The 19,873-nt window shown below is 26.6% G+C and carries 21 protein-coding genes and 1 pseudogene; 20 read left to right on the forward strand and 2 right to left on the reverse strand.

Annotated elements, in window-relative coordinates:
• Positions 1-34: 34 nt before the first annotated feature.
• The 18 genes and pseudogenes from alaS to SPM_RS06610 all read left to right on the forward strand — a co-directional run bounded on the left by alaS (position 35) and on the right by SPM_RS06610 (position 17,061).
• Positions 35-2,791 (forward strand): alanine--tRNA ligase, encoded by a 2,757-nt coding sequence (gene alaS, locus SPM_RS03430; RefSeq protein WP_040584410.1) that lies wholly within the window; start codon positions 35-37, stop codon positions 2,789-2,791.
• Positions 2,784-3,203, forward strand: coding sequence for a Holliday junction resolvase RuvX (gene ruvX, locus SPM_RS03435; protein WP_040584411.1), 420 nt, complete (start codon positions 2,784-2,786; stop codon positions 3,201-3,203). The genes alaS and ruvX overlap by 8 nt, the downstream gene beginning before the upstream one ends.
• A 357-nt stretch (positions 3,204-3,560) precedes the next feature.
• On the forward strand, positions 3,561-3,710 hold the full coding sequence (locus tag SPM_RS06405) for a hypothetical protein (protein ID WP_004027793.1): 150 nt from the start codon (positions 3,561-3,563) through the stop codon (positions 3,708-3,710).
• Entirely contained in the window at positions 3,710-3,958 is a 249-nt protein-coding gene (locus SPM_RS03440; RefSeq protein WP_040584412.1) for a hypothetical protein, read from the forward strand. The genes SPM_RS06405 and SPM_RS03440 overlap by 1 nt, the downstream gene beginning before the upstream one ends.
• A 405-nt stretch (positions 3,959-4,363) precedes the next feature.
• The gene (locus SPM_RS03445) at positions 4,364-4,804 is read left to right on the forward strand and encodes a DUF3627 domain-containing protein (RefSeq protein ID WP_040584413.1); all 441 of its coding nucleotides are present in this window, start codon (positions 4,364-4,366) and stop codon (positions 4,802-4,804) included.
• A 152-nt stretch (positions 4,805-4,956) separates the two neighbouring features.
• Positions 4,957-5,160: a DUF2649 family protein gene (locus SPM_RS03450; protein ID WP_040584414.1), complete on the forward strand. Its 204-nt coding sequence runs from the start codon at positions 4,957-4,959 to the stop codon at positions 5,158-5,160.
• Positions 5,161-5,511: 351 nt separating this feature from the next.
• Positions 5,512-6,525, forward strand: coding sequence for a hypothetical protein (locus SPM_RS03455; protein ID WP_040584415.1), 1,014 nt, complete (start codon positions 5,512-5,514; stop codon positions 6,523-6,525).
• A complete protein-coding gene (locus SPM_RS03460) occupies positions 6,518-6,916 on the forward strand; it encodes a hypothetical protein (RefSeq protein WP_040584416.1) in 399 nt (132 codons plus the stop codon). The genes SPM_RS03455 and SPM_RS03460 overlap by 8 nt, the downstream gene beginning before the upstream one ends.
• Entirely contained in the window at positions 6,916-7,152 is a 237-nt protein-coding gene (locus tag SPM_RS03465; protein WP_004027616.1) for a hypothetical protein, read from the forward strand. The genes SPM_RS03460 and SPM_RS03465 overlap by 1 nt, the downstream gene beginning before the upstream one ends.
• A 16-nt stretch (positions 7,153-7,168) precedes the next feature.
• Positions 7,169-7,711: pseudogene (locus SPM_RS06410) on the forward strand (spiroplasma phage ORF1-like family protein); the annotation flags it as partial.
• A 284-nt stretch (positions 7,712-7,995) separates the two neighbouring features.
• The gene (locus SPM_RS03475; RefSeq protein ID WP_040584418.1) at positions 7,996-8,982 is read left to right on the forward strand and encodes an IS30 family transposase; all 987 of its coding nucleotides are present in this window, start codon (positions 7,996-7,998) and stop codon (positions 8,980-8,982) included.
• A 276-nt stretch (positions 8,983-9,258) separates the two neighbouring features.
• Positions 9,259-11,283, forward strand: coding sequence for a hypothetical protein (locus SPM_RS03480; RefSeq protein ID WP_004029013.1), 2,025 nt, complete (start codon positions 9,259-9,261; stop codon positions 11,281-11,283).
• Between the two features lie 2 nt (positions 11,284-11,285).
• Positions 11,286-11,882, forward strand: a complete 597-nt coding sequence (locus tag SPM_RS03485) for a hypothetical protein (protein ID WP_004029014.1) — start codon at positions 11,286-11,288, stop codon at positions 11,880-11,882.
• Positions 11,883-12,033: 151 nt separating this feature from the next.
• Positions 12,034-13,680 carry a hypothetical protein gene (locus SPM_RS03490; RefSeq protein WP_040584419.1) on the forward strand — a complete coding sequence of 549 codons (1,647 nt, stop codon included), beginning with the start codon at positions 12,034-12,036 and terminating at the stop codon, positions 13,678-13,680.
• 79 nt (positions 13,681-13,759) lie between these two features.
• Positions 13,760-14,212 carry a hypothetical protein gene (locus SPM_RS03495; protein WP_004029016.1) on the forward strand — a complete coding sequence of 151 codons (453 nt, stop codon included), beginning with the start codon at positions 13,760-13,762 and terminating at the stop codon, positions 14,210-14,212.
• A 41-nt stretch (positions 14,213-14,253) separates the two neighbouring features.
• Positions 14,254-14,919 (forward strand): hypothetical protein, encoded by a 666-nt coding sequence (locus tag SPM_RS03500; protein ID WP_040584420.1) that lies wholly within the window; start codon positions 14,254-14,256, stop codon positions 14,917-14,919.
• A 13-nt stretch (positions 14,920-14,932) separates the two neighbouring features.
• Positions 14,933-15,313 (forward strand): transcription antitermination factor NusB, encoded by a 381-nt coding sequence (locus tag SPM_RS03505; protein WP_004029018.1) that lies wholly within the window; start codon positions 14,933-14,935, stop codon positions 15,311-15,313.
• A gap of 143 nt (positions 15,314-15,456) precedes the next feature.
• Positions 15,457-17,061, forward strand: coding sequence for an ABC transporter ATP-binding protein/permease (locus SPM_RS06610; protein WP_004029019.1), 1,605 nt, complete (start codon positions 15,457-15,459; stop codon positions 17,059-17,061).
• Positions 17,062-17,143: 82 nt separating this feature from the next.
• Here SPM_RS06610 and SPM_RS06815 read toward each other — a convergent pair whose 3' ends face one another.
• Both SPM_RS06815 and SPM_RS06820 read right to left on the reverse strand, forming a co-directional pair.
• Positions 17,144-18,301, reverse strand: coding sequence for a hypothetical protein (locus tag SPM_RS06815; protein WP_004029020.1), 1,158 nt, complete (start codon positions 18,299-18,301; stop codon positions 17,144-17,146).
• A 39-nt stretch (positions 18,302-18,340) separates the two neighbouring features.
• Positions 18,341-18,712 (reverse strand): hypothetical protein, encoded by a 372-nt coding sequence (locus SPM_RS06820; protein ID WP_040584421.1) that lies wholly within the window; start codon positions 18,710-18,712, stop codon positions 18,341-18,343.
• A gap of 196 nt (positions 18,713-18,908) precedes the next feature.
• Here SPM_RS06820 and SPM_RS03525 point away from each other — a divergent pair, with 196 nt between their 5' ends.
• On the forward strand, positions 18,909-19,457 hold the full coding sequence (locus SPM_RS03525; RefSeq protein WP_004029021.1) for a hypothetical protein: 549 nt from the start codon (positions 18,909-18,911) through the stop codon (positions 19,455-19,457).
• A gap of 131 nt (positions 19,458-19,588) precedes the next feature.
• Entirely contained in the window at positions 19,589-19,864 is a 276-nt protein-coding gene (locus SPM_RS03530; protein WP_004029022.1) for a molecular chaperone GroES, read from the forward strand.
• The last annotated feature ends 9 nt before the right edge of the window (positions 19,865-19,873 follow it).

Below are 19,873 nucleotides of genomic sequence, written 5' to 3' on the forward strand. Positions count from 1 at the left end.
ATTAATTAATTATGAAAGAGAAGGGAATATTAAAATGACAAAATTTACAGCAAATGCAATTCGCAAAATGTGGTTAGATTTTTTTCGTAGTAAGGATCATTATGAATTACCTTCAGTATCATTGATTCCCGTTGATGATCCGTCATTATTATGAATTAATTCTGGAGTGGCAACATTAAAACCATATTTTGATGGGCGAAAAACGCCACCATCACCACGCTTAACAAATTCACAAAAATCAATTCGAACGAATGATATTGAAAATGTTGGTTATACAGCACGTCATCATACTTTATTTGAAATGCTTGGTAATTTTTCAATTGGTGATTACTTTAAAAAAGAAGCAATTATGTATGCTTGAGAATTTTTAACTGATAAAAAATGAATTGGATTTGATCCTGCCAAATTATATGTCACAATTTATAAAGATGACCAAGAAGCTTATGAAATTTGACGCAATGTAATTGGTTTAAGTGATGAACGAATTATTAAAGGTGATAAAGATACTAATTTTTGAGAAATTGGGGCAGGGCCATGTGGACCTAATACCGAAATTTTTTATGACCGTGGGGAAAAATATGATCCTGAGCAGATAGGTTTAAAGTTATTACAAGATGATTTAGAAAATGACCGTTATTTGGAAGTTTGAAATATTGTTTTTTCACAATATAATAATAATGGCGATGGCACATATACTGACTTACCACGAAAAAACATTGATACTGGTGCTGGATTAGAGCGAATTGCTTCAATTATTCAAGAAACACCAACTAATTTTGAAACTGATTTATTTATGCCAATTATTAAAACTGTTGAAAAATTAGTAAATGGAAAATATCATTATGATGAAACGGCATTGTTTAGCAATAATTCAGAACAATTAAAAATTAATACTGCATTTAAAGTGATTGCTGATCATATTCGGGCAGTTACTTTTGCAATTGCTGATGGAGCTTTTCCCGGGAATAAAGATCGTGGTTATGTTATTCGACGTTTAATTCGTCGTGCTAGTTTATACGGGAAAAAAATTGATTTAACAGAACCATTTTTATTCAAATTAGTGGGAACAGTAGTTAAAATTATGCAAGAATATTATTCTTATTTAGTTGAAAAACAACCAATTGTTGAACAAGCTGTGTTAGATGAAGAAAACAAATTTTTAAAAACATTAGAACAGGGAAGTAAACTTTTCAATGAAGTTAAAACAAAATATGGAACGATTTCAAAAGAACATGCTTTTCGTTTATTTGAAAGTTATGGTTTTCCAATTGAATTAATTGAAGAAGAAGCACATGAAGTAGGTATTAATGTTGATCGTGCTGGTTTTGATGAATTATTAGAAAATGCAAAAACAATTTCACGTACTAATCGAAAAGATATTAAAGCAATTCATTTACAAAGCGAACTTTTTACAAAATTGGATGTTGCTAGTCAATTTGTTGGTTATGAATATGAACAAGTTAATAATACAGAAATTGTCTTTATGTTTGCTGATGATAAGCCAGTCACAAAATTAACTAATACAACAGGATATATAATTTTAAAAGAAACGCCATTTTATGCTGAAAAAGGTGGACAAGCAGCTGATCACGGTTTAATTTTAAAAGATAACACGACAGCTTATGTTCTAGATGTGCAACAAGGACCAAATAAACAACATTTACATTTTGTTAAAGTTGAAGGGACACTTGCGATTGGTGATTTGGTCAATGCTTCAATTGATAGTGATCGTCGTTTTTATACTCGGAAAAATCATTCAGGGACACATTTAATTCATGCTGCTTTACGAGAAGTGTTGGGAAACCATGTTATGCAAACTGGTTCTTATAACGATGATGAACATTTACGTATTGATATTACTCATAATCAAGCAATTACACCAGCAGAAATTACAGCTGTGGAAGGTTCTGTTGCAAAGGCAATTAAGACAGCAATCCCTTGCGAAATAATTTATACTGATATGCAAACAGCATTAGATGTTCATCATGCGCTAGCTTTTTTTACAGAAAAATATGATGCTGAAGTTCGAATTGTTAAATTTGGTACTTATTCTTGTGAACTTTGTGGAGGAACCCATGTTGCTAATTCACAAGATGTTGAAGACTTACTAGTAACTGGTCTTGAATCAAAAGGAGCTGGAACATTTCGAATTCATGCGATTACTTCAAATAAAACAATTGCTAGTTATTTAAATGAGCAATTTTTAAAAGAAAAAACTGAGGCAATTAATTATTTTGATAAGTATAATCAAGGTAAGGCTGCATTACTTGATCAAAGTTTAGAGCAAACTTGAGAACAAATTAGTAATCTAACTGTTTCAAAACCAAATTGAAAACAGTTAAAAGAATTAGTAGCACAATTTAAAGAAGATTTTAAACGTTGACAAAAACAATATGATAATATTTTAATTCAACAATTTGTGAAACAATATAACACCTTTTTACCACAAGATAAAAATGGAATTAATGTTTTAACTCATCAATTTACAACAAAAGTTGATATTAATGCTTTAAAAGTGTTAATTGATGATTATAAAGCTCGATATAGAAACTTACTAATTTTCTTAGTTGATGTTAGTGATGAAACGCAAGCGACATTAATTGTTGGTGTTAGTGACGATTTACATGATCGTTATCAAGCTGGTAAAATTATTCAACAATTAAATCCACTACTGAATGGTAAAGGTGGCGGCAATAACAGTGTTGCTCAAAGTGGTTTTAAAAATAAAGATAAGACTGTTCTTGTTAAATTATTAACTGACCCTCTGGAATTTTTAAAACATCATGGCTAAGTATTATTTAGGAGTTGATGTTGGTAGTAAAACACTAGGCTTAGCGACCAGCCGGGGTTTGATTGCAACTGGTTATGGTGTTTATCGCTTTCCAGAAAATGATTTTTTACAAGCAGCACAATATTTGGCGGGGTTAATTAGAACTGAACAATTTAGTGATATTATTGTTGGCTATCCAAAAAATATGAATAATACAATTGGACCCCGTGCTTTAATGGTTAGTGATTTTGTTAATTTATTAAAACCATTATTAGATGCAACGATAACAATTCACTTGGTTGATGAACGATTAACAACACATCAAGTTCATCAAATAATGTTAGAAGCAAATCTTTCCCGCCAGAAACGAAAACAAAAAAAAGATAGTTTAGCCGCACAATTAATTTTAGAAACATATTTACATCAAAAATAAAAGAGTTCTCTGCTTTTATTTTTTTAATGCTTTGTAAATTGTAAATGCCAAACCATAAAAAGTTAACTATCAATTTAGTTAACTTTTTTAAGTTAGTTTTAAGGAGTTGAAATTATGCAAACAAAGCAATATTTTATTTTGCGGTCGTTAGTAAAAAAGTATGGTAAAGATAATGTTATTAATACTGTCAATAAGATTGCAAATGATATTGAAATTAAAAAGTAAAAGAATAAATTATTCCGCGTAATTTATTAGCGGATAATTTATTCAATAATGTTTTTTAAGTGGAGCAAAGCGACAACGAGCGGAGCGAGTTTGCAAATTTCAATTTTTTAATTTATTGAAAGGAGATATATTATGCCAGTTTGATTAACGACAATATTTAGTGTTGTTATTATATTAGGGATTTTTGCTTGAATTGGTTTATCAATTTATCAGAAAATTCGCCAAATTCGAGGTAAGAAAAAAGATAAAAAAGAAATTGAAAACAAGGAGGATAAAAAATAATGTTAGGGATGTATTTAACAACAGCGGTTAATTTTTTAGCTGTAGATACGCCTACTATTTCAGATGGAATGGGTTCTATTTGAAGTGGTTTAGGACAAGCTATGATGAAAGTTAAAGATGCTGTTTATGCAGTGTTACCCCAATTAATGACCTTTCTTGGTGATGCTTGAATTATTTTAATTCCATTTGGTATTTTTGTTATTGTTAAGATATTAAACTTTTTCCGTGTTATGGTTAAAGGATTTTAGTATTTATTATAACTAATTATTTGTATTAGTTAAGGCACACTAGTTTATTTATTTTTATTAATTTATTTTATATAACTATTATTTTAAAACTTAATAGTATTTTTCAGTGTGCCAATTTTTATTATTTTATATATTTAACATTGTTAATAACATTGTTTATTAAACATTAAATAAGCAATATATTAACATTATGTATAACATTGTTAATAATCAATGTTTTTATCAATAAATTAGCAATACATAAACATTAAATATAACATTGTTTATTAAATAAACATTTAGTTAGGAGATGATAGGTAATGATTAATTATTTTGAATATAAATGTGAAACTTGTTTTGATGATATGAAAAGATTACGATTTGATGAATTTTATTGTTTAAATTGTTATGAAGGAGTTGAAAAAATTGAGTAGTTTTGTTAAGAAAAATCAGAATATAGCAAATTATTTTATTTCTAAGGAACTTATACCTTTTGAAACAGATAAAGCAAGTTTTATAAATTTACCTAATCATAATCGTCATATTGGTTTTTGATTGAGTAATAAGTTTATTTATCTTAGTAAAAAACATTCTGATCAAGTAGCTATTGGTTTGATTTATGATAATTCTTATCCTATTGTAAAATATGATGAAAATTTAAAACGACATATTTGAAAATATTTAACTGGAACAGAATTAATTAATTTGTATAATCAATATAAACAAAATTATTTTAACAGTATGCACAAAGCATTATTTTCAAATGAACCTAAAAAAGTAAAAGCAAATAATAACAATAATAATTTAACAAATTGAAGTGTTGAAAAAGAGCAAGAATTAATTAATGATTTAGAAAGTTTAAATTAAATGAGTTTATATGATTATTGAGTTCAATTTGTTAGTTATATTATTGGTTCAAATGCCCCTGAATTTTTATATGTTTTATCGTTTGTATTATTTATCGTTTTATTTTTTGGAATGTTTTTTAAACTTATTCAAAAAATGTGGAGTTTTTAAAGATGCAAAATGATTGAGAAAAATTAAAAGAGTTTTTTATTCATGTATTTTTATTTATTGATAAATCTAATGTTGAAAGTATTACAACTTGAACTTTGACTCAAAATGAATATTTAATTCTTATGATTGGTATTTGAATTGTTATTTTATTTTTAACTTGGTTTTTGTTGTGAATGGTTTTCAAAATAGTTAGTTATTTTAAATAATTAAATTTTGTTATTATTATGGTTTTCTCTCTCCACAAAATTTTAAAATCTTTTTTTGAATATAATATATATTTTCATTATGAATGCAGTAATTATTAATATAAATAATGTTATAAAAAATATTTCTTTTGCATTTATTTGACTAATATTCTTAAATATTCATTCTATAAAATTAATTGTAGTAATTATTTTTCCGATAGGATTGATTAAAAAGTTTATAATTCCAATGATAGGCAATAATATTGAAATTATTTTTAAAATTTTCTTAATTTTTATTACTCTCTTTTTGATTTGTGGGGAGAGAAAACCATAATAATACTAGTTTAATTATAAATAACTATTGGAGGTAAAATGAAAAAGTTTATATTTTTCTTAAAAAATTATTGTTATATTAGCGGTTCAATGATTTTGTTTAGTTTAATTGATTTATTACTTTGAATAATTTCATTAAATTATACTGGTTTAGTATTCTGATTATTGTTTGCTTTGCAATGTGTTTATTTTGTATGATGAGTTTGAAAAAACATATTTTATCAGTTAAATGCTTTTCGGTTAGTAAATTTTGTTTGAGATAATCCGTTATCGGTAATTATTGGTAAATTAGGAACTGGAAAAACTTTACTTTTAACTTATTTATCACAAACTATGAAACTATTAACAGATAAGATTTATAGTAATTATCCGTTAGAAGATGATAAAGTTAAAGTTTTAACATTTAAAAATTTAGATTTTACCGATAGAACAAAACCAGTTCCCCCAGATGATAGTGTTATTTTATTTGATGAAAGTTATTTATATATTGATGGAACTAGTCCTCACGATGAGAAAAAAATTCATAGTGGTAAAATTCCGTGAATTGTTTTAGCAAGACATTTTGGTAATCGTGCTTTGTTTACAGCTCAACGTGAGGGTATGATTTGAAATAATATCCGACAATTAGCAAGTGGTATTATTATTCCAATTTCACTGAAAAAACCTATTGCTAAAAAAGGATTTAATTTTTTTAATCGGTTTTTTATTATGCGAATTGGCATTTTCCAAGATATTACTGATTATGAAATTTGAAAAACAAAATCAGTAGAACGAACAGCAGAAGGTAAACGAGCAAAACATAAGTCAGATGTTGGGTTAGGAATTCGGTTTTTTAAGATAATTATTCCGTTAGAATTTGCACAGAAATATGATAGTCAATGATTAAAGTTTGTGCGTGATTTAAAAAATGATGAAATAGTTAATTATAAAGAATATTACTGGTCAGAAATTACTAAATTGAGTGTTAAAGAGCGCTTAGAATTGTTTGATATTGATATTTTGAAAAAGAATTTAAAACCTAAAAAAGAAAAAGGAAGTGGTAAAGATGATTAATTTATTATCAGAAAGTAGTAATTGAGATAAGATTTTTAGTTTTATTTTTGATGTATTTTTGTTTATTTTTGATGTAATTTGAAATACAAGATTACCAATGACAAATACGACAATTGCTTATTTTATTATCTTTTTTATGGTTGTTAAGTTATCTATTTATGCAATTCACGGTACAAGAACTCAATACAACGAATTAGGTTCAACAGTACAAACAGGTGTATCAAATATTTATTCTGCAACTGTTCGTGGAGTTTCAGATACTAAACAAGGTATGCAAAAACATATTAAAGAGCGTAAACAGTTTAAAATTAATCGTAATAAACAACAATTATCAAATTTAGCAAAACCAGCAAAAACAAGAGAACAAGGATATCGGAGAGTGAATAAATAATGATTAGATTAGTTTTATTGGTTGCAGCAATCGCTATTTTTGGTACAGGTTTTATAACAGTTATTATTAATCAACTTACATCAGCAAAAAATATCATTATGGATTTATATAATTCAGATACTTTTTTACTTTCTTTATTTGGTAAAATGGCAATTTTGTTTAGTCATCCGTTGATGTTAACAATATCAAGTTTATATATAGTTGGGTTTATTGTTTCAAAAACATTGTATAGTTAGGAGTTGAATTATAAATATGAAAAAATCATTATCTTTATTTGCCATATCTATTTTAGGTATTTTAGGTTTAATTATTCCTTTTATTACTTTAACAGCATTCAAACCATTAAATCAGAAAAATTATACTGTTAATCAACAAACAACGGGAATGAATGAAACTGATTTTATTAATACAATGTTTTTACGCAGTAGTTTTTTTGAAAATTGGTCAGAAACAAATTACTTTATTAACCCCACTTTAAAAACATCACAATCATTAACTTATAATGATAAGTGATATTTAGATTTTTTAAAGGATAGTTATTCAACGGGAATTTCATTTGATAAACCTAGTGATGAGTTTATGGATTTATATAAAAATTGAGATATTTATGCTAAACAGTATAATATTGATAAGTTCTATGATGTTGATAAAAAACAATTTTTAAAAGAATTAACTAATTTTTTTTATTCTTTTGCGAAATATTTTAATACTGTTGAAATTATTAATAAATTAGAAAAAAGTGTTGATAATTTACAAATAGTTAATTTGGTTCATCAAAATTGAAAATTAGTTGATGATTGTTTTACTTCTTCTCAAACATCATCAACTAATTTTCATTTGCTTTCAACTGGCGGTTGTTGTGGTTTTTGTGGATTATATGGTGGTTCTGGCTTATTACCCCCCCCGTTTTCATTGTTATTTGGTTTTTGACAACTAATTAATGATGTTGTACTTATTGCTGTTAATCCGATTGCTCCTAAAATGCTAAGTCATTTTTTCATATTTTTATCTCCTTATTTAGAATGTTATAATTGCTTTGTATACATCATAACATATTTTATTGTTTTAGGAGGTAGAGTGTGAAAAAATATGAAAGATTAGATATTAATGAAAGAGTAAATTTAGAAAAATTAAAAGATAATGAATTATTTAAAAAGAAAAATGGAACAATTAATATTCGAAAAATTGCTAAGCAAATGAATAGAAATTATAAAACTATTTGAGAAGAATTAAATATGTTTGATAATATTAATGATTATAATGCTACAAAATCACAAAAAATACACGATAAAAATAAAAAACAATGTCGTAAATATTCAATTATAAATTCACAAGAATTAAGTTATTTTTCTAATGAGTATAATAATTTTGGTCGTTCTCCACAAAATATTATTATGTCGTATGAATTACAATATAATATAAAATTTGGTGTTTGTTTTAAAACAATGTACAAATATATTAGATTAAGTTATTTTAATTTATCAAAAAATAATTTGTATTTTAAAAATAAAAAGCGAAAAACAAAAAACGGTGAAAAAAATGATAATCGTGGTGTATTGCTTAATATTAGAAATTATAAGCAATTTTTAAATGATTATGGTGATGATTTAAGTTTTAGTGGAATTTGAGAAATGGATACTATTGATTGTGGTAATTTTTATTTGTTAGTTTTGGTAAATCGGAAATCTAAAATAGTTTTTTATGATATTCTATTTACTAAAAAATCAAGTATTGTGTTAATGATTTTAATGAAAATGATTAGACAAATTGGTAGTAATAAATTTAGTTGTATTTTGACAGATAGAGGAAAGGAATTTTATAAATGAAAATCAATAGAAAAATGTTTTAAAATAAGAGTTTATTTTTGTGATCCTGGTAAACCAAAACAAAAAGCATTAGTTGAACGGATAAATAGAGATTTAAGGCGTTGATTTAACCAAAATGAACCGTTAATTAATATTCGTAGTAAATTAAAATCTGTTTTAGATATATTAAATACTACAATTAGACCGTGTTTGGGATATTTTACATCAAAACAATATTTTAAAAAAATATTTGTAAATTAAATTAATATTTAATGTATAAGATTAATAAAGTTTATTTTTTGTTGTGCTTATTTTCATAATTTTGAAAATAATTACAAAAAATAATATTTATTTTATTATTTTTTGTAATTATTGATTTTTATTTTTAATTTGTTATAATTTTATTAACTTTTTATGGCTTAGTTTTACAATTTACACTTAATTATACAAGTATTAATATCAAAAGCAAGAAAAAAATGATATAATTTTAAAGAAAGAATTTATTGACGGTTATAATTTAAAATTTGAGGTAAAATGATGGCTAGTAAGAAATTGAATGAAACAAAACAATTACAAGAAGTTAATAATAATTTAAAAATAAATGTTAATGAAACAATGCTTGTTAAAATGCTAACTAAGTCTTGAAAAAAATCAGAACCATATTTAAAGTTAATGGAAGAATATCAAAATTTAAATTCAAATAGTTCAATTGATTGAAATGAACGTTATGAAAAAGAATATGAAAAATTTGTTAAATTATTATTAGGAGAAAATGCACAATTTAAAAAAATCCCAGGTAAGAAGTCATCATTATTTAAAAAAGAATTGACAAAAAATGCAAGCAGTAACAAGAAAACTATGGGATTAAATCCTAGTCAGTTAAAATTATTGGCAAAACGAAAATTATCGCGAGTTGAAGATTTATTTCCATCGCGAGTTGTCCGTGGTTATCAAGCATCACAAGCAGCAATTGAATCAGAGTTAAAAGAACCACGTCAAACTTTTTTAAATAATAATGAATCTGTCTTAGCAAATTTGACAACTGAGCAAGTTGCTAAGAATGAAAAACTAGCATTAGATGAAAATATAAATCCTGTGAAAGTGTCTTCTTCATCAGAAGAATATGAAAATATTATTAGTAAGTTAAATCCAAATCAACAGCGATTAATTCGACAACGGAACGAACATTATGGCCGATTTCAAAGTCAAACGCAAGGTTCAAAAAATAATAGTTTAAACGAAGAAACGATTGAATCATTAAAAGGATTTAATGCACAAGTTAAGGAACATGCAAATAATTGAGGATTAAATCAAAATCAATTACAGTTGTTATCACGTCGAGATAATACTAAGCATGATGTCCATCCATATCTGAACCGAGCACGCGAAGGCTATCATCCAGAAGAAGATTATTCTTTATCACGGGATCTTAAACCACGGTCATTAGATGAAATTAAAGACCAAATGAATTTAAGCAAAAATCAATTAGAATTATTATCACGTCGGAATTCACATCCTTCAGAGTGAAAACAGCATATGCATCAAATAACACACAAAAAAGAGAAAGATGAAACAACGATTGAGATTAATCCGGAACATGTTATTAAAAAACGTGATCAAATGGTCAAAGAATCATTATCCCGTAGTTTAGGAAAAACTAAGAAACAAATTGGTGGCAAATATATTCGTAATTTTATAAAAGAAGAACCAAAACGAAAACCAATTTTTAAAACTGATCTTTATTTAGATACTGATATTACTAGACAGATTAATCCATTAATGGTGAAACCATCAAAGAAAATTAAACCAAAGTTATTAACAGGAAAAAATGAAGCAATTATCCCAAATTTAACTTTTCCAAATATAATCAGTAGCAAGCAAGAACAACCACTCTTGAATGGAGCTAGTCAAAATAGTGTGCCAACTAAAATAACAGTTGTCAAAAATAATAATAAACCATTAACTGAACAAAAGCGAAAAATTAACGATGAATATATTTCAACTGTTGATCCTAAAAAGCGTCCTAATTTAAAAAAGTTAAAATATGGTAATGATTATGAAAAGAATAATACTAACGTTTCTAATTTGAAAACGGTAAAAAAACAATCTAATTTGGTATCAGAAAGAAATGATCAAACATTTATTTCTAGTAAAAGAAAAGAACCAAACTTAACTTTGTATACACGGAAAGAATTAAAAGATTATCAAATTAATTACGCTGATCCGACAAAAAAACCTGATTTAACAGTTGATTCAGCAGAAAATCAATATACTTATGCAGGATATCATCCTCGCGAAATTCGTGAAATTCATCGTCGCCAATTAGAAAAACTCCATCAGCGTTTATTAAAAGAAAAATTAATACAAAAAAATATGCGGAAAGAACGGCGTTACCAAAAAAAACTTAATAATAAAAAAGTAAAACCCAAACCATTACCACAAATTTTAATTGAAAAATATCGTACTGAAGGAAAAAAGGTTGTTGACGGCTTTTTAGTTGAAAGAACTAATAATGAAGAGAATGAAACAACAAATAGTAACGATAAAGTGGTGAGGAATTAACAATGGGTAATAAAAAAATATCAACAGCCGACTTAATTCGTAAATATTTTGATGAAGTGGTTACCTCAAGTGGAATTGACCCTCAGAAAAGACCTGATGTTGCTTTACAATGAGCACGAGAGAAAGAATTATGAGCGCAAGAAGTAGATGCTATTGTTCAAAAACAATTATTACAAGCATTAGCAAATAATAATAAAAACCAATTGCAACAAGCACAGCGTCAACAAGAGTTAGCACTTCGTGATTTACAACAAATTAGATTAAATGAATTAAAAAAACGAGAAGAATATTTAGCAACATTATCAAAACCAGTTAAATTACCAAAGATAAATAAAAAAATATTAAATAGTGAGGTTGTTGGGTTAGAATTACAAGTAAAACCAATTTTTAAAAATAGAAATGACATTAATAATATTTCATCAACAGAAGATAACTACGGTACTATTTTTATGCGAGAAATTGGTCGAGCATTGTTAGATGAATATAATATGTATCATCAACCACCAGAACAAGAATCTTTGCCGCTATCAACCGAAAAATCAATAAAAAGTAAAAGACAGCGTTATTTTCATAAAAAAGGCCCAAAATCACGCTGATAATCCTTAAATTAAATAAAAAAGGCATATTATTATAAATAATTTATTATAAAAAGCAAGGTTTTTAGCAAAAAAACTTTAAAAAAGTGCAAAAATTTTATATAATATAGATAGGTATCAAAAAAAGAGAAAATAGATAAAAGAGGAATAGAAAATGGCAAAAGAAAAAGACTCAGAATCTGTCGTAACTTCTCGTGTCAATTATGGAAACATTATTGATTCTGATCGAGATACAACAGAACTAATGGATAAAAAATTAACGCCAGCAACAATTAAGGTTTTATTAGGGCAATTAGATGAAAATAGTCCCGAATACCAAATGTTAAAACAAAAATATGTTAATGAAGTTGTTGGAACCAAAAAAACAGGTGTCATTCGTTTAAAGGATAAAAAAAGAAATACTTGAGAAGAGCAAAGAGCTAAAAGTAAATTTATTGATTATAGTTATCGAGTTGAAAAAGAAATTCCTGTTTTGCAAAGATTAAAAAATCATAAAGCAAAACAAGCAGCTAGTAAGAAAGTAGGGGCAAAATCAAAACCTTTCTTACCACAATCTTCACCAATAATGTCATTATCAGAAGAAATAACAACTATTACTAAGCAAACGAGTATGCCAAAGAAAATGTCTGTTAAAAATGCCAATTCTAAAACAGAAAATTTAATGAAACCACCATCAAAAGATAGTGAGCACATTAATGACCAGTTTACTACTTTCTCAACCTGAAATCATTTTGATGCTAATCAGGTTAAAAATAAATTAGAATTATCAAATTCTTTCGAAGATGAACCAAAAACAATTATTCGTCGAAAAGAAACAGAAGAAGTAACAACAATTCGTCGTGATTTACGACCAATCTTGGCGCAACAAATTTCTCAAATTAAACGAAATGGTTTATCAATTGTTGACTTTGTTGTTGACCCAAATGATAAAATTGAAATTGAAAAAGGAGATGAAGAAATTCTTGTTCGTTTAATTAAACAATCACCAGTTGAAATTAGTTTAAATGAATTTGCTGAAAGAGATATTGCTCCACCAAAACCAAAACCAGTTAAAATAATTCGAACAGCAGAAGATCCATTATCAATTGAAGAACGATTAATTTTACGGTTAGAAAATAAAAGTCGCTTTCATAAATTAACTGATGCCGAGCAAACCCAATTAGAACAGTTAAAAACAACTTTTGCAGCAAAACTAAACTATAAACAAATAAAAAAAGATCGGGAAACTGCAAAAGCAAAGAAAGCTATTAATAATCAGTCAAACCAAGTAACCATTGATGAGCAAGAATTATTGTTTGATGAAGACCTTTATAAAAAAACAAATTATAATCATCGTTATGATGAAACAAAACGACCAAATATTGAAGAACGATTAGTTTATGAGCAAAAAATGACGGAATATTTATTTGAAGTTCGCCGCCAATATGAACAAGGATATAACCGGCAAATTTCTCAAGAATTAGCTGATTTTAATCGGGCTATTAATTTATCACGAGGAATTAAAGCTAATGATGAAGAATTAAACGATGCAATTTTAAAAAACCGTAGTGAATCAATTTCTCTTTTACGCAAGCATGTTATGCTATTAAACCAAAAGCAATATGCTGAAATTAAATTGCTAAATAAACAAGTTATTAAATATAAAAATACAAAAGGAAACCTTGAAGAGTTTATTAAACGACAAAAGGAATTCCGACGGTTATTAAGAATTCGTGATGAAGTTAAAGAAAATCGACAAGCTTTAATTGAATCGTTACGAGTGCAAGCAAAACTAATGCAAGACGCACGTAGTAGAAAATAGTGTATTAATTATTAATTATCACCTCGTTAAATATCAACCAAATATTTATAAACCTTAAGGAGATAGGAGGTAGCGAGAAATGATAAGAGATATAAAAACAGGACATCTTTATTTTTTACGAAATGGAAAAATCATTTGTATTGATCGGATGGATCCTAATGAAATGTTTTTTGCAGGTAATCCACAAGATAAGAATCATTTTCTTAGCTATAATGTTTATACTGAAGATAATGTTACAGAAGCATGTAATAAAAAGGAATATATTTTATTAAGAAATGCTAAATTACATGGAAAATTGCTTTATTTACATGCAAAAGAAATTAGATTTTTGAAGTTGGCAGAAATTAAAGCCCCATTATTAGTAGATGGGATTCATGTTCGGGTACAAGAAAAAATCTTTGATTATCAAGAAGCTTTAGCACGTCGATATAATGAAGAATTAGTTGAAAAATTAACACCAGAAGATGAAATTCAATATCGATATGCGCATCAAAAACGAACTAATCATTTTTGACATCGTAAGAAACCCTAGGTTTCTTTTTTACTTACTTAATTAAAGAAAGGAAAAATAAAATGTTAACATTTAAAAAGCGACGTTATTTAACTAAAATTCGATATGAACTTGGTTTGCCACCATTGCATTGAAAACAAGAGTTACGTCCTGAACAATATCAGTTATTTGACAAAATTATTGAACGATATGTTCGTACCGTTAATTATATGTGATATTTTAAAAATGTTGCTTTTTATGATGATTTTATTCGCATTACATATTATTTTCCGCGCTTAATTTTAACGCGAAAAAATCTTTACTTTTTAAAAATCAGAACATTATCTGAACCAGTAACAACAACATTAACAACTCCCGTTTGGGAACAAAGTAAAGGTTTAATTACTTCGCCAATTGTAACGCAACAATTTATGATTAATCGAATGATTAAATTACTTGATGCAAAACAATTTTTACGTACTGCCACAATTAATTTAGTTGTTATTAATAGCAAAGAACCATTTAGTGTTACTGATTTAGTGCCTTATAATAATATTCAAATAATTAACCAACAAGAAATGCATTGAAGTGATATAATAAAACATATTGAAAAAAACGATGATTTAACAGTTGATCTTTTTGCCGATGAAACAATTTTAATGTTACATCATTTATTAAGTGAACATAGTCATCGGCATAATTACCGGTTACAAAAGAGTAGTTTATTTTGTTTATATCATTATATTTAAAGGAGTATGTCACGTGTCAAAACGCCAAGAACGCATTAATATTATTAATTTGTTATATCGTCACTTTGTTTTACAGCATGATGTTTTAACAACAAAACAAGAAGCATATGATTTTTCACAAATGGTAACAACTTCTGTGGAAACAAATCAAGTTGAGGAAATATTAGCAAATCTGTCAGATATTATTGCAAAGATTAATCAACATTTAAAACCAGGATGAGACTTTGTTCGTTTAAGCAATTATCATAAAGCCGTTTTAGTATATGGAGTTTATGAAATTTGTTATCAGCACTTAGCAAAAGCAATTGTCATTAATGAAAGTTTAGAAATTTTAAAATTATATGGCGAAGATGTTGATTTTAGTTATATTAATTCAGTTTTAGATCAAGTTTAATTGCTGAAATGCAAGAATTAAGAAGAAGTAGTTCTTACAAATAAAATGGATAATTATATCCTTTTTTTATTTTTTTTGGTAAAATATTCTAAGCGTATTTATTAATTAAAACTGAATAAATATAGCTAGGAAAGGGGTAATCTATGAAACAAGTAGTTATAAAGGAACGCAAAGCAATTGATGCAACGAAACCATTAGTGGAAGTAGTTGATATTACAAAAAAATATAAAAATAAAATTGCTTTGAATAACGTTAATTTAGTGATTAATCCAGGTGATCGGATTGGAGTAATTGGAGCCAACGGAAGTGGTAAATCAACGTTAAGTGAAATTATTGGTGGAATTCGACAACCAACAACTGGTAAAGTTCATCGGCAAGAAAATTTAACAATAGGGTTACAGTTCCAAGAATCAAAATATCCAATTGGGATTTCAGTAATGGATATGATTAAATACTATTTAAATACATTTAATATTCCAATGAAAGATGGGCATTTGCGGGAATTGTTACGAACATATCAATTAATTGGAATGGAAAATAAATTTGTTGAAGGTCTTTCTGGTGGTCAACAACAACGATTAAATATTTTATTATCAGTAATCCATGACCCAGACTTAGTTATTTTAGATGAAATTTCGACTGGATTAGATATTGAAGTCCGATCAGAAATTTTTCATTTTTTACAAGAAAACATTGTTGATAAAGGGAAAGCGATGTTTTTAGTAACCCATATGATGAGTGAAGTTGAAGAGTTTTGTGAAAAATATATTTATGTTCACAATGGTCAAATTAAAGAAGCTGGTCAAGTCAAAGACATTGTTGCAAAATATGGTTCAGTTCATAATTTTACGTGACAAATGTTTGAAAAAAATAAAAAAGCTGATTTAGAACAACAATATCAAGCTGCTGTTAAAAAAGCAAAAACAAATCCACGGGTTAATAAAGTTGATAAATGGATTTGTGATGGTCGTTTACGTGGTAAAAATAAACCATTAATTGATTTAATGTTAAAATACTATTACAAAGGATTTTTTGTTCCATTCTTTTTAATTGTTTATCCGATTTTATTATTATTTTTAAATGGATTTGCTTTTAAACAATTAAATAACAATCCAGGGCAAAATATTCATACCTTAGTCGGTTCAATAGCAATGGTCCAAGCAATGTCAGTTGGAATCTTTATTATTCCACAAACGATTTTAGAATTTAAGAATAGTGTTTTAATGAAACGAATTGGAGCCACAAATATTAAACCAGTCTTTTTTGTTTTTTCAGTAATGATTGTTGGAATGATTTTTATTGTGTTATCGTTCTTATGAACATTATTATGAGCAGGCATTTTATTTGGACCAACATTTGGTTGAAAAGAAATTGCTGCACCAAATAATTTTGTTGCTGCAATTCCGTTTGTTATCTTGGTGTTTATTTCAACAATTGCATTAGGATTAATGTTAGCATCAATTTTTAAATCAACAACATCATTTATTGCAGGGTCAAATGTTATTTTCATGCCAATTGCTTTTCTAAGTGGGGCTTTTATTCCAGCCGAGTTAATTAATAGTAGCGACGTGTTAAAATATGTTACTTATATTAATCCGTTTAAATATACAATGGATCCATTTTTAAAAGCATGAAGTGGACAAAACTTTGTTTTTACACCAACATATGGTATATATCTAGGGGTTTCTCTTGCTTTAATTGGAACATATGTTAGTGTTGCCGGATGAAAATTACGTTGACAAGCATAAAACTTTTTTAAATAAAAATCTTTCAATTTTGAAAGATTTTTATTTTTTAATTTACATATTTAATTAAATTTTTCCTAAAAACTTAAATAAGTTTAAATTCTATTTTTTGTAAGAAAAATCATTTGCCGTCACTGTCATAACCACTGTTCTCCTTAGTAGGGTTGGGGTGAATTCAGAAATTATACGCTCAACCGTGGTAACCAAAGTTTATTTTACTATCTGGGTATGTCTGAAAATATTTTATTTCCATTATCAAAGATTTTTGATTTTTAATAAAATTAGTAGTTGAAGTAGGATTATAACTTTGTAGGTTATAATCCCAAGGTGTTGGATTTTGTAATGAGCTTCGATAAGTATTAATAAGAATTTTGAATATGTCTCAATAATTAATATATTTTTGTTTATCAATATATGACAATAGGTCATTAAATATGTCTTGGTTTAGTTTAAAAACAAGATTACCATTATTATATGTTTCTAATTGATAATAATGTCAAAAATCCATTGTTACTTTTGCAAATTCTTCCAATTGTTGGTCAAGTTGCGTTTTTAATATCGTGAAATAACTTTTTTCTTTTAAATTTATCTTAGATAAATTATTTTTAAATAATAGATTTTCAATCATAAAATTTTGTGGAATAAACCATGTTAGTTTGTTTATAACATAATAATCATCTTTAACCTGAATATTTTCAATATGAATCAGTTTTTCTTTATAAAATGAAAGAAAATTTTGCCATGTTAATTGCTCTGGCTCATAACCCTCACCGGCCCACGCCAAAACAGAATACGAATGATAAAAATTTTGAAGCAGATAAATATTAGAAAAATTATTTGTCCCCAAGATTCAATGGAATTGAATATTATGTTGAAACGAAATATTCCTGTCGTTTAATTCTTTGCTAATTATTGGTCAAACAATATCCTTGTTCATATTAAATTGCTCCAATATAATTTGATAGTTTTTGGCTTTAAAAATAGTATCAAGAAAATTAACAAAATAGTTTTCAACTTTATCTTGAATATTATTTAGAACTTCGGAATCATTTGTTGTAGTTATTAAACCTTGAATGTTATCCGACACTGATAATCCTTTAAAGCGCACTTCATAAGCAATATTAACCTGGACTGTAATGCCTAATACTGCTTGCGGAGTATCTGCTAATAGTTTTGCTATGTTCTCAAAATTGATATTATATAAATCAAATGAAATGTTATTTTCTTCTAAGAATAATGGCATTGTATCAACATAATAATTTGAATATCGATTTTGTAAATGTTAATTCAAATTATTAAACTCTGCTTTAAAACCAACAAGCAACTGATGTAAAAAACGATATTTACTAATTGTTGTGCTCGTTAAAGTTAATAAACCATTATTTTTTGTTTTTACCTCTGCGACTAGTTCCTCAAATAATGATATTTGATCTGGATAATTCTTAATAATATCAATCATTGTCTTTGCTTGCCATCATGTTGACAAAGTTTGCTTTGTTTCCTGTTTTATTTGATTTAAAATTTCAAGATCTTGATTGTGGTCTAACTCATCTTCTTCAAGGTCATGTTTTGCTCGCACTGTACAACTAACAACACCTAAACTACTACCGAAACCTAAAACAAAAATACTAAAAAGTGTTAATAACCGTTTCATCTAATTGTCACCTTCCTTTTGTGTGATACTCATAATTATACTTAAAAAAAAAAAAAAAAAAGTACCCCAGTACCTTTAAACAAATCAAGTTGCACTTGCATTTACAATTTACAAAATTAATTAATACGATAAGATTTAAATATATCAATTAAAAAAAATAAACAGAAAGGATAATTTTAATGAAAAAAATGCATTGATGTTAATTGCTATTATTAATGTTGGCTCATTTTTAATAAATGCCTATTTTATTAGTCAAGATAACCAAGAGAATGTAACAAACAATGTTAAACAAGAAGGTAGGGTCAAAAGAAGTTTTAATGATAATCAAGATGAAATTGAAACTTCATCAGAAAGTATTTTTACAAGTACTAAATTCTTATATGCTTCATTTCGACCAGCATTATGAACTCAAATCATTATTTATCGTACTATTGTACAAACAAAAGAAGAATTTATTAATTTTTTTGTCGCAGAAATGTTTTCTAAAACAAGAAATGTTTGTATTGATTGAGGAATTAAAAGATTAAAATATATGGAATCATTTGCTAATTTGGTATGAAATAATTGAAACAAAATTGATGCTGTTTGAAATAATAGTAACAAAAAACAACGTATCCGAATTGTTGCTAAAGTATCACCAGACATTATAGTTGGAGAAGTTTATAATAAAAAAATTGAAAAAAGAATATTATCTGAGTATATTTCAACTAATATTAGAGATGATGAAGATGAAATGAATCGTTAAAATAAGATTATCAAAAAGTACTTTATATTGTTCTAAAAATACTTGCATTTTTTAATAAAATTTGTTAAATATATTATTGGCAGTTACATATGCCATTTGCTAATAGTCATATTAATAAGGAGGAATGTTATATGATTAAACCACTAGGAAAAAATATTGTCTTAGAAAAAGAAGAAAAAAAAGAAACATTTATTAATGGAATTTATTTACCAGAAGATGAAAAAAGCAAAAGTCATATTGGAAAAATAATTGCAATTAGTACCGAAGTTAGTAAAGATGAGGCCTTTGAAGGAAAAATAAATAATAAAGTTCTTTATCGCGAATATGCTGGAACTGAAATTGAATTTAATAATAAAAAATTAGTTTTAATTTCGAATGAAGATATCTTAGGTGTAATTGAAGAATAAAATTAAAGG

Origin of the sequence: Spiroplasma melliferum KC3, assembly GCF_000236085.2 — a bacterium.
Taxonomy (GTDB): domain Bacteria; phylum Bacillota_I; class Bacilli_A; order Mycoplasmatales; family Mycoplasmataceae; genus Spiroplasma; species Spiroplasma melliferum.